Origin of the sequence: Anabaena sp. UHCC 0253 (assembly GCF_009712085.1) — a bacterium.
Lineage (GTDB): Bacteria > Cyanobacteriota > Cyanobacteriia > Cyanobacteriales > Nostocaceae > Dolichospermum.
In genome coordinates, this window is sequence record NZ_VILD01000003.1 from 627,715 (window position 1) to 643,568 (window position 15,854).

Here is a 15,854-nt window from a genome sequence, read left to right on the forward strand (position 1 = left end):
GGGAATGTGGCCAACCAGAGCAGCCTCCATTTTGTTACCTGGGGCAATTTGATGATTTTCAACCTGTAAAGTATACCAATCGGCGGGAAGGTTGGTTTCAATATTGATTTCCTGAAAATAGATATATTTTTGACCCAGATTTTCTAATTTGATTAACATTTCACTAGGTTCTCCTGGGTAGAGAACTAGCTGTTTAATCCTGTGACCTTCTGTACCGGATAAAGCCGTGGCTATTGTTGCTCCCCCTATTTGGGGACTAGCATCAATGTTAATTGGCTCTAAGGCTGCTTCTGATATTCTCATTGGTATCAGTTGCAGATTGAGGTATTGGCGATCGCTGGCTACAGTCATAATCAATATCTCCAAAACAGCATTTTTTCTCGTTCAAATATCCCCAGTCATGAGATTTTTTCACAAGCATTCAGTGTAAGGGCGAAGCATTCGGGCGATAAATTATCGGTTTTTCCCAAGTTTATTTTCCGAATGCTTCGCCCCTACTTAATCAACATAGATTTTGTGTCCAGAATCCAACTCAGGACTATGCCAAGAACAGATTAATCCCAAAGGTCCGAGATTAATTTCCGTGCGGGGTTCTGAACGTTCCCATCTTAATGATCTGGGATTAAAACGGATGGCATATAATTTAATTGTCCCTATATGTTGTACACCGCGAATAGTTTGGATTAATTTGATAATATCCGAATTATAAACAGCACGATTAAAAGGCCAACCTTTACCATCAAAACCGCCACTAATAGGATTCAGGAAGCGGTAGAGAGCAATTAGTAATTGCTGCTTCAGTTCCTCCTTTTTAAAAGCTGTCAATCCTGGCTCTAAAGCTACCTGAGTTTGTACCGATACTCCTATATATTCGGGTTGACTATATATTACTTTCACCCCTAATAATCGCCGTTCATCTAAATAGGCTTTGATTTCTGCTTGTAAATCAGGAGTGAGGTGAAACCGATCTGGAGCAATACCCTGTTCAATATCTTCCTGATTAGGGTTAGGAACTAATAGTAAGCGGACAGTTCCTGCTTCAGCACCAGATTCATGGGGTTGCAAACAGCGAGCGCGGAGAATAGCACCACCAGCCACTCTCATGGCTAGGGTTTCAAAGTCTTCTGCTGTCACAGCCCGGTTAGGAGTACGGAGTAGTTGGGGAACTCTAATCACCGCAGCATCTAAAGATTCAGCATCATTACCACCACGGGCTGGTTTATGATTTTCTACTCTGTCTATATAGGGAACGGCGGTCTTGACAATCTTGATTGTGCCTTTTTCTACATTGCCTGTTTTTCCGCCTCCAGTCCGGTAGGCGACGATCTTAATAGTTGATCCTCTGGGGGGAACTTGACCGTATTGGCGTTTTTGTGACTCTTCTGGCTCAATTCCTCTTGCCGCCATGCTCCCTTGCAGCCGCTGACGCAGTTGAGTTGATTCCTTAATTTGAGCAGGTTCTCGAATCAGCGGACCAAATTGCACCCTACCAGTAATCGAATCAATTGTGTAATGGGGGTCATTTTCTCCCGAATCGCCAAAATTTTCCACTTCTTGCCAGTTTTCAGTGATTCCCCCTGGTGTTGTTACTTGAATATATTCATTTTCTTTTTTTCTGGGTAAAATTGGGGTGCGTTGTAAGTAAAAACTTTGTCCAGGATTCCCGTCACTTTCTCCTAAAATCTCATTTTCAATGCGAGTGGATTGAGTAGCTTTGACACTACCACCAATTGACCGCACAGCGATCGCGGTAATCCGAGGTGAACTAGCATAACCATCTTGGTTTGGTTTACCTTGTTTCGTATAGCTACAACGCAGCCAGCGTCCTTGATATGTAGCAAAATTAGTGACTGGTAAATTTAATGGTAAATGCAAAGTAATATCTGCCCCAGTTTCACTGGGAACACCACCTTCTTTTTCAAATCTACTAAAACTAAATCCCTCTGTTGCATCATCAGTTGCCTTGAGTAAAATAGATTCCCATTTTTCCCCATTCCATGCTTCCCATTGACGGGGGGGGATTTTCGGGACTGATACCTGTGGAAGTAGCTGCTGACGCTTTAATTGTCAAGACAATAACATTACCCTCTATTTCATTTGGCTCTAATGCTATATAGAAACAATTTCCCTCTTGGGGTTGTTCTGCAAACAGATTTGTAGCTCTACTCCCTGCCCATTCTCCATTCTGTTCTTTCCGCCAATGACTACTAAAAGGATCACGTAAAACTTGGGGCGTTAACTGTGTTTCTGTAGCGGTTAAAAGATGTTTAATTTCTGGTTGAGTAACTACTAGATTTTTATCGGTGGCAAAAATAATTGCTTCTTCATTTTCTGTCCGTTCTGTCGCTACTTCTGTCCCCGCTAAAATATTTTGTGGTTCTGGTAAAGAGGTACTTAAATAAAATGTCACCTCACATTTAGCAGGTGTGGGAGCTTGCAGACTAATTCCCAATAATTCCAGAAACGTCACATAATTAAGACGCGGAACTTCATTAAAACGCAGCAACATTTGCTCGGTTAGCCACGCAAATAGTTCAATCAGTGTCACCCCTGGATCACTGGGATTATAATTAGTCCATTCTGGACAATAACGCGGAATTCTCAACTTACATTCATCTACTAAGTCTTTAAATTCCCGATCATCTAATTTGGGTTTTGGCAGTTCCGGTAAAAAACTAAATTCTCTACTCATAAATAATTAATATTAATTGTGAATTACAAAGCATGAACTTGACAGTTTATAGCTATCAAAAGATTCTTTTTCAACTTGCGAATTCATTTTTTTAACTAATTGGTTGCAAAGCAAACTGATAAACTAAACTTTTAGAATCGTGGTAATTTTTGGGAGTGTATTGAATAATAATATTTAACTTTCCCTGATTAGGATCAGACTTTTTGGTTAACATAGATGATGCTACCTCTACATATACGTTATTCAGGATGATCCGGGGTTCCCATCGTTCTAGAGCTTCGGTTACATATAAGCGAATCAATAATAGAGTCTCGGTGTTCATTGGTGCAAACACAAGCTCATCTAAACGAGAACCAAAATCTGGTCTGTATACCCGTTCACCCAGTTTTGTCCCCAAAATAATCCTGATTGATTCCTCAATATTATGGGTATTTCCACTGAGAAGGAGGTTAGATTGAACATTAACCCGGAGAGGAAAGGAGAACCCTTTACCTATATAATCATGATGTTGCTCATTAGTAACTTCCGGCATGGCAAGAAAGTCCAAATAGAAAAGCTAAGATCATTTATATAGCAATCTGAAGTCATTTGTAAAAAATTTAATCTAAGTATACTCACAAATCGTAGAGATATATTAAGATTGCGGCATTACTAAATGCCTAAAAAACTAATATGAGTAACTATCTAGCGATCGCTACTGTCACTGCTACCCTACAAAGAACTTTACAAGATGCTGTCCAAACAGACGTATATGGTGCGAGAGTAACGACAGTAAAACCCACTAATTTAGGTGGTGGACCCTCTGAAAGCGGTGTTAATATCTTCCTCTATCAGATCCTCTCCAACCCAGCCTTAAATAATATTGATGCCACTCCCATGCGTTCTAAAGGCAATCCCAGTAAGCGTCAAGCCGCCCTGGACTTGTATTATATGTTAAGTTTTTATGGAAATGAAACTGAACTAGAACCCCAGCGGATTTTAGGCAGTGTCGTCCGAACTCTCAATGATAAAGCCATTGTTACCCCGGAAATGATTCGGGAAACTTTAGCAGATCCTAATTACTCTTTTTTAAGAGATTCTGATTTAGCAGATCAAGCCCAACAAATTAACATTACTCCTTTTGATGTCAATTTGGAGGATCTTTCTAAAGCTTGGTCAGGATTTTTTCAAGCTCCCTATATTCTCTCTGTTGTTTACAAAGTCCTAGTAGTATTAATTGATGGCAAAGATCCATCACAAAGAGCCTTACCTGTACGTGGTTCTAGCTGGGGTGGCATAGCACCATTTCCTAATCAACCAACTATTGAAAAAATTAGCTCTCAATCAGGAACTTTAGAACCAATATTAACTAATAGTACATTACTGATTAAGGGCAAAAATTTGAAAGGTGATATCACTAAAGTTAGAATTGGAGGCATAGAAGTTACTCCCCCAGAATTGAGCGCCGGACAAATATTATTTCCTTTATCTCTTGTCCCCATAACTGCATTAAAAGCTGGAGTGCAAAGTTTACAGATAATTCATCAAACTTCTGCAACTGCAAATATAAAAGACTCTTTTAATTATAATAATATTGAATCTAATGTTGCACCATTTGTCTTACGTCCAACTGTCACAAGTGTAAGAACATCCAATCTCAGCGAAAACAATGATGGTTCTTATTATGTTGATGTATTAGTTCAGGTAAACTTAATGATTGGCAAAAACCAACGGATAGTTTTAGCTCTCAATGAATGGTCGGTAGAAAGTCCCTCAGCCTATTTATTTGATGCTCTAAAATGTCAATCTGATACCAATGAAATTACTATCCCCATTGATAAAATCAAACCTGGAGAATATCTAGTCCGCTTAATCGTAGATGGGGCTGAAAGTCAATTAGATATTGATACTAATCCAGAAAGTCCTACTTTTAACTTTTATATCAGTCCCAAACTCTTAATTGCTTGAGATTTTAACCCATAGAAGCAGAGTTTATTTGTGCTGGTGCGGTTCTAACCACCTGAAAATAGCCAGTTTGCCATTTTTGCTGATTTTCCCAGAACTAAAACAACTACAATTACTGTTGATGCTAGATAATGGGAAAGCCTTGACATTTACCTAACCTAGCCCGGAACCAAAAAACTAACAACTATGCGAACTCACTATTGCGGCGAACTCCGAAAAGAACATATTGGTGAAACTGTTACCTTTTACGGATGGGTAGACCGTCGCCGCGATCACGGTGGTGTGATATTCTTAGATTTGCGCGATCGCTCTGGTATTGTCCAAATCGTTAGCGACCCCCAGCGCACCCCAGACTCCTATGAACAGGCTAACGCGCTCCGAAACGAATACGTTGTGGAAATTACTGGTAGAGTCACCCAACGTCCCCCAGAATCCCTAAATAACCGGATTCCCACTGGCGAAGTCGAAATCTACGCTGATCATATCAAACTGCTCAACGCTGTCCGCAAACAGTTACCTTTCCAAGTCTCCACCGCAGACACGGAAACAGTCAGGGAAGACTTGCGGTTAAAATATCGTTATTTGGACTTACGGCGGGAACGTATGGCGCAAAATATGCAATTGCGTCATCAAGTCATCAAAGCCATGCGGCGCTACCTGGAAGACTTAGAGGGTTTTATCGAAGTCGAAACCCCCATTCTCACCCGTTCGACTCCTGAAGGTGCGCGAGATTATATTCTTCCCAGTCGCGTTAATGAAGGTGAATGGTTTGCTTTACCTCAATCACCCCAACTCTTCAAGCAATTATTGATGGTATCGGGAATGGATAGATACTATCAAGTGGCGCGATGTTTCCGGGATGAAGATTTACGTGCAGATAGACAACCGGAATTTACACAATTAGATATGGAAATGAGTTTCCTGTCTGAAGATGAAATTCTTGAACTTAATGAAAAGTTAGTTTGTCATATTTTCAAAACTGTAAAAGGAATTGATTTACCGCGTCCTTTTCCTCGTCTTCCTTACGCGGAAGCAATGGCGAAATATGGAAGTGATAAACCTGATACCCGTTACGGTTTAGAATTAGTTGATGTTTCCGACGTTTTAAAAGATTCTGGTTTTAAAGTTTTTCGAGAAGCTGTTGCTAACGGTGGTATCGTTAAAATTCTCCCCATTCCTAATGGTAACGATGCAATTTCTAATGTTCGCATTAAACCAGGTGGCGATATTTTCCGAGAAGCCGCAGAAGCTGGTGCGAAAGGTTTAGCATATATCCGCGTTCGGGAAAATGGCGAACTTGACACCATTGGCGCAATTAAAGATAATTTGACACCGGAACAAAAGCAGGAAATTCTCACAAGAACAGGTGCAAAAGCTGGTCATTTGTTATTATTTGCGGCTGCTGATACGGGAACTGTGAATAAAACTTTAGACAGAATTCGCCAATTTGTGGCTAAGGAATTTAAGTTAATTGCAAAAGATAAAATTAACTTGCTTTGGGTGACAGAATTCCCGATGTTTGAATGGAATGCAGATGAAAAACGTCTGGAAGCATTACACCACCCATTTACAGCACCTCATCCTGATGATATCAATGATTTAAAAACCGCCCGCGCTCAAGCTTATGATTTAGTTTTGAATGGTTTTGAAGTTGGTGGTGGAAGTTTGCGAATTTATCAGCGAGAAGTTCAAGAACAGGTGTTTTCAGCTATTGGTTTATCCACCGAAGAAGCACAAAGTAAATTTGGCTTTTTGTTGGAAGCTTTTGAGTATGGTACTCCTCCTCATGGCGGTATTGCTTACGGTGTAGATCGTTTGGTAATGTTGTTATCTGGAGAAGAATCAATTCGTGATGTGATTGCTTTTCCCAAGACTCAACAAGCTCGTTGTTTGTTAACAGATGCTCCTTCAACTGTAGACGCAAAACAATTGAAGGAACTGCACGTTGCTTCGACTTTTAAACCTAAGGTTTAAGGTTTAATTATTCCCTCTGCTTTTTTCGCAGGGGGGTTTAATTTAATGAAATTCTCATGCAAAGGCGCAAAGGAAGAAGTTAGAAAATTATATTTATTAATTTTGGGTAAGAATCCCTACTAAAATTTGCATTAATATTTCTAAATCAGTCGGAACTCGATATAACATTAAATCCTGAGTTATTAGTTTATTCTCTCGTTGAAAACTTCCAAATTGCCAAATATCTCCAGTTGTGACAGCACCATATAATATTGGTTCATCTCCTTCAACCCATTGATCTAAAGCAATTAATTCAACTGCTAGTTGAGTAAATCCTCTCGTTAAATCTGCGTGCTTTGCTTCGACAACTAAAACCTGATGTTGAGATTGTAGGTAATAATCTAAATCACCCCGCAAAAATTGATTTATTTCTATGGGATATTCAATATTAATTTTGGACTCAGTAATATGTGCAACTTCTAAGAGAATTGGTGCAATTAAAACTTCTCTTCTTGCAGTTTCGCTTGTTAAACTAACTCTTTGAATTGCTTCTTCTAATCGTTCTTTGAGATCAACTAATCGAGATATTTGATTGATACTTATTGGCCAATCAATTGTTCCTCTAATTAAATTAACTCCTAGTTCTTGTAAAATATCCGCAGGTGCAAACCTTAACTCAAAATACTTACGAAATGTGTATGTTTCATCAGGTTTAATAATTGGAGGACGATGTGATTTAGTCATAAATTTATAAATTATGTTGTAAGTTTTTTATCTTTTATATTTATTATAATATATTTTTTTGGCGCAGTGATGTAAAAATACTGCAAAAGAATCCAAGAGTATGGTATAAAAAATAATACATTGATTTATTGATTTCTACAAAAGTGACTATTCCTGATTTTCAATCTATTATGCTTCCTTTGTTGCAATATGCAAGTGATGGTAAGGAACATTCTTTGAGAGATGCTGTTACATTTTTAGCTGATATATTTAATTTAAGTGATGAGGAAAAAAAGGGGTTATTACCCAGTGGACAACAAACTGTTTTTGATAATCGTGTAGGATGGGCTAGAACTCATTTGAAAAAAGCTGTTTTATTGGAATATCCCAAAAGAGGATTTTTTCAAATTACTGATAGAGGTAAGGATGTATTAATTCAAAATCCAAGTAAAATTAATATCAAGTTCCTTAATCAGTTTTCAGAACATATAGAGTTTCTAAATTCTAAGAAAGATAATGATAAATCAGAACCAGAAATTCCAGAAATATCGGAAACTACACCTCACGAATCTATAGAGTTTGGATATCAGAAAATTAGAAAGGAACTAGAGTTAGAGTTACTTAACCGTGTGAAAAGTTGTTCACCTGATTTTTTTGAACGATTAGTGGTAGATTTACTCGTGAAAATGGGTTATGGTGGCTCAAGACGTGATGCTGGAAGAGCTATTGGTAAAAGTGGAGATGGGGGAATTGATGGTATCATTAAGGAAGATAAATTAGGTTTAGATATTGTTTATATTCAAGCTAAAAAATGGGATAATACTGTTGTCGGTAGACCAGAAATTCAAAAGTTTGTCGGTGCTTTACATGGACAAAGAGCTAGAAAAGGTGTTTTTATAACTACTTCTAGATTCTCCCAAGAAGCTAGAGAATATGTATCTATTATAGATAGTAAGATTGTATTAGTAGATGGACAGGAATTAGCCCAACTAATGATTGATAATCAGGTAGGAGTTTCCACCGTCTCTATTTACGAGATTAAAAAAATAGATTCTGACTATTTTACAGATGAATGATCAGATGAAAATAAACAATTTTAAAGCTGTAGAATTATTTGCTGGTATCGGTGGGTTTCGCTTGGGTTTAGAAAATGCCAATATTGAAACTATATGGGCTAATGATATTAATGAATTGAGTTGTCAAGTTTATGAAAGTAATTTTGGTAAAGATTCTATAGTTTTAGGAGATATCAACAAAATTTCTATATCAGATATACCCAATCATGATATTTTAACTGCTGGTTTCCCTTGTCAACCATTTAGTCCTGCTGGTAAGAAAATGGGTGTGAGAGATAGTGTTAGAGGCACTTTGTTTGAGCGTATTGTAGAAATTATAGTTGAAAAACAACCTCAATATTTTTTCTTGGAAAATGTTAAAAGACTTTTAACAATGGAAAATGGCTATCATTTTCGAGTTATTTTAAATGCACTTTCTGAATTAGATTATTTTATAGAATGGAGAATCATTAGTCCTATTAGCTTTGGTATTCCTCAAAATAGAGACAGAATTTTTATTTTCGGAACTAAGTTAAATTCAGTTAATATAAATTCTCAATTTTTACAAAATACATCGGTTTTCTTAACTCAACCAGATTTAATTGATTTAGAAAATATAGAAATATTAATAGAAAAAGATATGATGCCTATAGTTGCAAATAAAGGTAAGAATTACAATTGGGGAATTGCTTATAAAAATAAAATGTTAACTTTGAATCTTCCTACTTTACCGGATATCAAACCTAGACAAAAATTAAAAGATATTCTCCAAGATGATTTAATAGTAGATGCTCAATTTGATTTTACATCTGATACTTTAGAACGAATTAAGCAAAGTAAGGCAGTAAATCGTTATTGTCAAGGTGTGGAATTATTATATAATCAGGATGGAGGCGCAAGATTAGGTTATACAATATTTGGAGTTAATGGAATTGCATCAACTTTAACTGCTTCTACATCAAGACATTATGAACGTTATCAAATATGTGATAAATTTCGGCGTTTAACTAATGTTGAATATGCGAGATTGATGGGGTTTCCTGATGATTGGTGTCGGATTGCTAGAATTTATGATCAATATGCTTTATTTGGTAATGCAATTGTTCCTGCTTGTGTAGAATGGGTATGTCAAAGAATTGGTAAAAGCAATATTGAATTTACTAAATCTTCTTGGCAACAATTAAGTTTGGCTATTTAATTTTAAAATGGAACTACTAACACTAGAATCTTTAAAAACGGCAGCACGTAATTTTTGCTCAGAATTAAGTGTAACACAAATTCATAATCTATATGGAGTTACAGATGGTAAAGCAGTTGGAACTTATGTTGAGTCTACTTTTAATCAATATTTGTCTTCAAGATATGAATATACCCTTGGTAGTGCTGCGTTAGGTATAGATTTTCCGGGACTAGAAGTAGATTTAAAAGTAACATCAATTAAACAACCTCAGTCTTCCTGTCCGTTTAGAAATGCTAGTCAAAAAATCTATGGTTTAGGATATAATTTATTAATATTTGCCTATGAAAAAGTTGATGAGCATACTTCTTTAACAGCTAATTTAAAATTTAATCATGTCGTTTTTGTAGCTAAAGAACAAACGGGAGATTATCAATCTACTTATGGAATAATTGAAATTATCCGCCGCAATGGCAATAAAGACGATGTGATAGCTTTTTTAGAAGAACGCAATTTTCCTTTAGATGAAATTGGACGCGAAGCATTAGCAGTAAAAATTTTGCAATCACCTCCAAAAATAGGCTACCTGACAATTTCCAACGCTTTACAATGGCGTTTGCAATATAGCAGAGTTATACAAGTTTCTACAGCAGGAACAACAACAGGGATAGAAAATTTATTAGTGTAAAAATCTCAATTAAAGTCTGATCAATTAATTACCAGTTCAAAGCTGCTGCTACTTGTCCAGCTAATTCTAAGGAATTAAATGGTTTAGCGATCGCACTTTTTATTCCTAATTTAGCATAACGACGACGATCAGCAACTTGGATTTTTGCAGTTAATAAAATTACCGGAATTTCTTTGGTGAGGGGATTAGCTTGTAAGTTTTCAAAAGCAGTTAATCCATCCATATCTGGCATCATTACATCAAGTAAAATAGCATCCGGTTGATGATTTTCAGCTTGTGCTATTCCTTCTTTTCCAGAACTAGCTGTGAAAACTTCCCAACCTGCTACAGTTTCTAAACAAATTTTTGCTACTTCTTGTATATACTCTTCATTATCAACTACCAAAATTCGTTTTTTTGTCATTGTTAGTACCTGATGTATTTAGAAAATGTAACTTTTTTTCGCGCAAAGAAAGAAGGAAATACAGGAAGATTTAAGTAGGTGAACAGAAAAATTTAAAGGTATGTGAAGAAAAGTAAAATCGCTCAAAACTCTCTTCCTGTTCCCTGTTCCCTGTTCCCTGTTCCCTTGCCCCAACGACAATTTTTAACGCCCACCTACTTCATTACGAGTTACGATGAGTAATCCTTTGTAATAAATCCATTACTCTTTGTTCAAATTCATTAGTTGTGACTCTCCCTTTGGTTAAAAATTCTGTATGTCCTAATTTAAGACGATGACGTTCTGATTCGTCTAAATCTTTAGCTGAATAAACAACTACAGGAATATTATAAAGTTGATTATGTTGTTTTAACCAATCTACTACTGTAAATCCATCACTTTCTGGCAAGATCAGATCTAGAATAATTAAGTCAGGATTGACTCGTTGACTAAAGTGAATTGCTTCCCTACCAGTTTTGGCAACCAAGGTTTCAATATCATGTCTTGCAAATACTGTCACTAATAATTCTGCCAGATCATGATCGTCTTCAACAATTAAAATTCTCACTTTTCTGGAAGATTCAGACACTATTTTTTGTAAAGAAGATAATAGTGATTTTTCCTGCACGGGTTTACTTAACCAATCAACAAAATCAGGATGGGATGGATGATGATCATTTGGTTGATACACACTACAAATGACAATAGGTATATCCTGAGTATCTTTCCGTTTTTTTAAAAATGCCATTGTTTCCCAACCATTCATCCCCGGCATCATTAGGTCTAATAAAATGATATCTGGATGTTCATTTGTTGCGGAAGCGATCGCTTCTTCACCTGTTGCAACTGTCACTACGCGATATCCACCTTTTTTTAGCAATTGTGCTAATTCATTTCTAATTACTGCATCATCATCACAAACTAAAACCAGAGGATTATTTTCAATAATTATTTCTGATTCATAGTCATCTAAATTTGCTAATTCCCTACTTTGGATATCTGCCAAAATAGGTAAAGTAAAATAGAAACTACTACCTTTTCCTACCACACTTTCTACCCAAATAGAGCCGTCATGTTGCAAAACTATACTTTTGCAAATTGCTAAACCTAAACCAGTTCCATCATGATTACGTGAATCTGAAGAATCTACCTGTTGGAATCGCTCAAAAATGCTATTTAATTTATTATCTGGAATTCCTCTACCAGTATCTTTAACAGTTAATAAAACTTCATTATTTTGCTTTGTAGCTATTAACCATACCGTAGAACCAGGGGGTGAAAATTTAATGGCATTACTCAATAAATTAGTTAAAGTTTGGACAATGCGATCTGGATCAGCCCATAATTGCACAGGGACACTAGAAATAGCTAAATTTACATTAGCTTTATCTGCTAAAGACTGCATCACATTTAAGGCTGAATTAATTAAATCTTCCAAATAGCAGATTTCTTTTTCCATTTTCACCTTACCCGACTCAATCCGCTCAATATCGAGAATATCGTTAATCAGTCTTACCAACCGCTCCGTACTATCTGTAGCAATTTGTAATAAGCGTTTACCCTGCTCTGAATCCGTAGGTAATAAACCACTCGTCAACATTCCCAAAGAACCATGAATGGAAGTGAGAGGAGTGCGGAGTTCATGACTGACAACAGATACAAACTCATCCTTCATGCGTTCAATCTGGCGACGTTCTGTAATATCTCTGAGAATGACAGTATAAATACATTCATCACCTATATCTAATTTAGAAATAGAAGCTTCTGCGGGAAACTCTGTACCATCTTTTTTACAACCAAATATTTCTTGTCTTTCCCCCATGCGTCGGGCTAAACTGGGAGCTTGACCAAAATCATTAACATGACGACGATGAGCATCAGCAAACCGCATAGGAAGCAGTATATCCAAAGGTTTCCCTAACACTTCCTCAGCAGAATAACCAAACATCTTCTCTGCACCTTGATTAAATAAAGTAATCCCTTGACTACTATCAATAGAAATAATCGCATCATCAGCAATACTTAAAATACCTTCAAATCGAGTTTGAGAAATTCGCAAAGCTTCCTGTGTCTGTTTTCTTTCATCTAATTCAGTTTGTAATTGGTGATTAACTCTAACTAACTCTCCAGTACGTTCCGCTACTCGCAATTCTAATTCATTATTAGCCTTTTGTAGAGCTAATTCTGTCTGCTTCCGTCGCGTAATATTCCGCGCGACAATTTGCGTTGCAGGTTTTCCCTGATAAATCAAAGCAGCAATCACAATTTCCACATAAATAACATTACCATTTTCTTTTAAAAACTGGACTTCATGTAAAGGAATTGACTGTTTATTTGTTGTTATTTTTTGCAGCTTTTCCCTAAATCCTGCTTGTGAATGAGGATGTATAAAATCAAGAATTGGTTTACCGATTAAATCCTCATCTTTAATCAAACCAAAAAGTTGGACTGCGGCACTATTTAAAAAAACAAATTCTCCTTCACTTTCAATAAAAATAGCTTCTGGATAAACTTCTAATAATTGATGATAGGTTTCCTTGATAGATTGTGTTTGTTTTTCTTGTTTTGCAAGTTGTTGATGATAATTTTGGTTGATTTTCTGTCTGAGTTTCACTCGCTCTAAACGGTTGATAATTCTGGTAACTAATTCTGCTCCAATAATAGGTTTACTCACGAAATCATCAGCACCAGCACTAAACACTTGATTGACTATTTCCGCATCATTATGAACAGTCAAAAACAAAATCGGCAATTCAATCTCTTGGTGATTATTGCGGATCATTTGGCACAATTCAATACCATTAATATCCGGCATTTCTACATCCAGAATCAGCATATCTGGCTTTTCACTTTTCCAGGTTGTCCAAAACTGTCGGGAATCGTTGAGGGGAATAATCTTCATTCCCCAAGGAGTCAGTAATGTTTGTAATAATTCTAAAATTTGCGAATCATCATCTACTACTAATATCTTTGCTTCGGCATAGGCTGTATTATCTACTAATTCCTTAATATTTGCTAATACCTGATTTACTGATTTGGGTTTTTGTAAAAAAGTATATTTTCCCGATTTATTAAGTTGTAATTGGTTATAAAAATCAATATTTTCGCTAAAAATTACTATAGGGATTGGGGGATAACATTTCTGTATCTCAACTAAGAAAGTTTCACTTTCTTTGAGATGATAATTAAGGCTAGGATCAATGAAGATGACTTGGGGAACTTGTTGATCAAGTTGATTCTTAGCTGCATTAATGTTAGTGGTAATTACCAGGTTTAATCCAAAATTATCAGATTGTGATTTTAACTGTTTTGCTAAAACATCATCATTGGCAATAACTAAAACTAAAGGACGCGAATCAGTAGTAATTGACGGTGTTGTTTCTTGATTTTTACCTTCTATTTCTTGACGAAGTAATTCTACTAAATTTTGTAATTTGCTTGTTTCTTTGGTGGTTAAAGCCTTACTGGATTTGAGGATTTTCTCAATTTTTTTAGCTAATTCAGAACCAAGATTTAAACCAAAAGTTCCTAATGATCCTGCTAAAGTATGAGCTTCTTGATAAGCTTGCTGTTTTAATTCTGGATTCTGTACAGCTTGTTCTATAATTTGCACTTGTTTATCTACTCGTCCCCGAAATCTTTGCCAGATATCTGCAATAGCTGTAAGAGTTTGAGAATTGACAACTTTTTCCTCTTCTTCTTCCTGAGATTTGAGCCGATACCCAATTCCATAAACTGTTTCTATTAAATCACTAGATGCTCCCACTGTTCTCAACTTCATTCGCAAACCTTTGATATGGGTGCGAACTGCTTCTTCTCCTGGTGTATCTTCATAAGACCACAAATGTTCTAAAATCATCCCACAGCTAAATACCCGGCGATGATTTCGCATAAATAGTTCTAAAAGTCCATACTCTTTGGGAGTAAGTGAAATTAAATTGTTGTTATATGTGGCTTCACAGGTACTAGGATCTAACTTTAAGTTTCCCCATTCTAAGATAGGTTGGGAGGTGACACCACCGCGACGTAATAAGGCTCTAACCCGTGCTACTAACTCTTCTTGATCAAAGGGTTTAACTACATAGTCATCTGCACCAGCATCTAAGCCTGTAGCTTTTTCGTGGCTACTATCGCACCCTGTTAATAATAAAATTGGTACTTGTCTACCGCTAGAACGGATTTGCCGACAGAGACTAATGCCGTCTAGTTTTGGTAACATGACATCCAATAGGATTAAGTCATAATCGTAAGTTGCCACTAAATCCCAAGCCGTATCACCATCATGAGCCACTTCTACTGCATAATTTTGGTCAGTAAGAACGGCGCTTAGTGCATAGGCGTTTAATTCGTCATCCTCGACAACTAATATCTTCATTTTTGATGCTTTCCTGGTATAATAATTTTCAATGTCGAAACCAAGGCAACGAATTAAGAGTAAAATAAATTATCATTTATCAATACTATACTATTGCCAAAACTCTGAAAGCCTATTGATATCGTCACGATTTTATTGGGTTTTGGACCTAATTTAGGAAAATTGGCTATAGTATTGTTTAAGCGATGATATTTCCGCTGTATCTGCTCAACTGGCAATGCTGTCTAGATTCTGGCAGGCGATCGCTTCAAAAATATCCATTAACATGATTTATTGACTTCCATAATATTACTTATTGAAGACTGAACTGTTAATTAATCATCGTTTATGTCATCAACAAAAATATCATCCTGTTCTTGGCTCAATAGTTCGGCTCTTTCTGGAACTATTAAAACATACATATTATCTATCCAATACTCTAACTGTCGCTCAATCAATTCTAAATTAACTTCATCAGGATAATTCCAAATCTCCTTTTCTCTGAGCTATTTGGGCAGACATTTTGTCGCTTATTTCATCAAGCATATTTAAAGATGAGCGATCTCTTTAACCGCTGTAAGCATCGCTCATATTACCAAAAATATCAAGCACAGACTACTTGATAATATTTCCATTGCTATCAAAGTTTTGATTTATTTCTGAACCATCAGCTTTGATCATATTTCTGGTTTTTAATTTTCCGTTATCCCAATAGATATATTTATCTTGCCACTCTAATTTACCATCAAGGTGTTTTTCAAACCGTTCAAGTTGTTTACTACTGTTGTAGTATCCCACATAATACGACCGACGTTTTGTGCTTCCTCTTGAGAAATAGGTTCTACAG

General features: G+C 36.4%; 11 protein-coding genes and 2 pseudogenes. 5 read left to right on the top strand and 8 right to left on the bottom strand.

Features of this window, described 5'->3' with window-relative positions; translation table 11 throughout:
- The 3 genes and pseudogenes from FJR38_RS28435 to FJR38_RS11020 form a co-directional block, all read right to left on the bottom strand.
- Positions 1–351 (bottom strand): annotated as a pseudogene (locus FJR38_RS28435) (hypothetical protein); the annotation flags it as partial.
- A gap of 147 nt (positions 352–498) precedes the next feature.
- Positions 499–2,692: pseudogene (locus FJR38_RS11015) on the bottom strand (putative baseplate assembly protein).
- Positions 2,693–2,783: 91 nt separating this feature from the next.
- The gene (locus FJR38_RS11020) at positions 2,784–3,224 is read right to left on the bottom strand and encodes a GPW/gp25 family protein (protein WP_168494320.1); all 441 of its coding nucleotides are present in this window, start codon (positions 3,222–3,224) and stop codon (positions 2,784–2,786) included.
- Between the two features lie 140 nt (positions 3,225–3,364).
- Between FJR38_RS11020 and FJR38_RS11025 the strand changes: the two genes are divergently transcribed.
- Together FJR38_RS11025 and aspS are read left to right on the top strand one after the other, a co-directional pair.
- Positions 3,365–4,639 (top strand): DUF4255 domain-containing protein, encoded by a 1,275-nt coding sequence (locus tag FJR38_RS11025; RefSeq protein WP_168494318.1) that lies wholly within the window; start codon positions 3,365–3,367, stop codon positions 4,637–4,639.
- 183 nt (positions 4,640–4,822) lie between these two features.
- Complete coding sequence (aspS, locus tag FJR38_RS11030; protein ID WP_168494316.1) at positions 4,823–6,610, top strand: aspartate--tRNA ligase; 1,788 nt, start codon at positions 4,823–4,825, stop codon at positions 6,608–6,610.
- A 96-nt stretch (positions 6,611–6,706) separates the two neighbouring features.
- On the opposite strand, the gene FJR38_RS11035 is transcribed toward aspS, so the two are convergent.
- Positions 6,707–7,333: a hypothetical protein gene (locus FJR38_RS11035; protein ID WP_168494314.1), complete on the bottom strand. Its 627-nt coding sequence runs from the start codon at positions 7,331–7,333 to the stop codon at positions 6,707–6,709.
- A 128-nt stretch (positions 7,334–7,461) separates the two neighbouring features.
- Between FJR38_RS11035 and FJR38_RS11040 the strand changes: the two genes are divergently transcribed.
- From FJR38_RS11040 to FJR38_RS11050, 3 genes are read left to right on the top strand one after another with little or no spacing between them, the layout of a single operon-like run.
- Entirely contained in the window at positions 7,462–8,388 is a 927-nt protein-coding gene (locus tag FJR38_RS11040; RefSeq protein ID WP_254445252.1) for a restriction endonuclease, read from the top strand.
- 4 nt (positions 8,389–8,392) lie between these two features.
- Positions 8,393–9,565, top strand: a complete 1,173-nt coding sequence (locus FJR38_RS11045; RefSeq protein ID WP_168494312.1) for a DNA cytosine methyltransferase — start codon at positions 8,393–8,395, stop codon at positions 9,563–9,565.
- A gap of 7 nt (positions 9,566–9,572) precedes the next feature.
- Positions 9,573–10,232 carry a restriction endonuclease gene (locus tag FJR38_RS11050; RefSeq protein ID WP_168494310.1) on the top strand — a complete coding sequence of 220 codons (660 nt, stop codon included), beginning with the start codon at positions 9,573–9,575 and terminating at the stop codon, positions 10,230–10,232.
- A gap of 28 nt (positions 10,233–10,260) precedes the next feature.
- Here FJR38_RS11050 and FJR38_RS11055 read toward each other — a convergent pair whose 3' ends face one another.
- The 4 genes from FJR38_RS11055 to FJR38_RS11065 all read right to left on the bottom strand — a co-directional run.
- The gene (locus FJR38_RS11055; protein ID WP_168494308.1) at positions 10,261–10,635 is read right to left on the bottom strand and encodes a response regulator; all 375 of its coding nucleotides are present in this window, start codon (positions 10,633–10,635) and stop codon (positions 10,261–10,263) included.
- Between the two features lie 202 nt (positions 10,636–10,837).
- Positions 10,838–15,028: a response regulator gene (locus FJR38_RS11060; RefSeq protein ID WP_168494306.1), complete on the bottom strand. Its 4,191-nt coding sequence runs from the start codon at positions 15,026–15,028 to the stop codon at positions 10,838–10,840.
- Between the two features lie 314 nt (positions 15,029–15,342).
- Positions 15,343–15,465 (bottom strand): hypothetical protein, encoded by a 123-nt coding sequence (locus tag FJR38_RS28995; protein WP_256366793.1) that lies wholly within the window; start codon positions 15,463–15,465, stop codon positions 15,343–15,345.
- Positions 15,466–15,622: 157 nt separating this feature from the next.
- The coding region (locus FJR38_RS11065; RefSeq protein WP_217360005.1) for a DUF6156 family protein at positions 15,623–15,854 on the bottom strand (232 nt) is incomplete at its 5' end.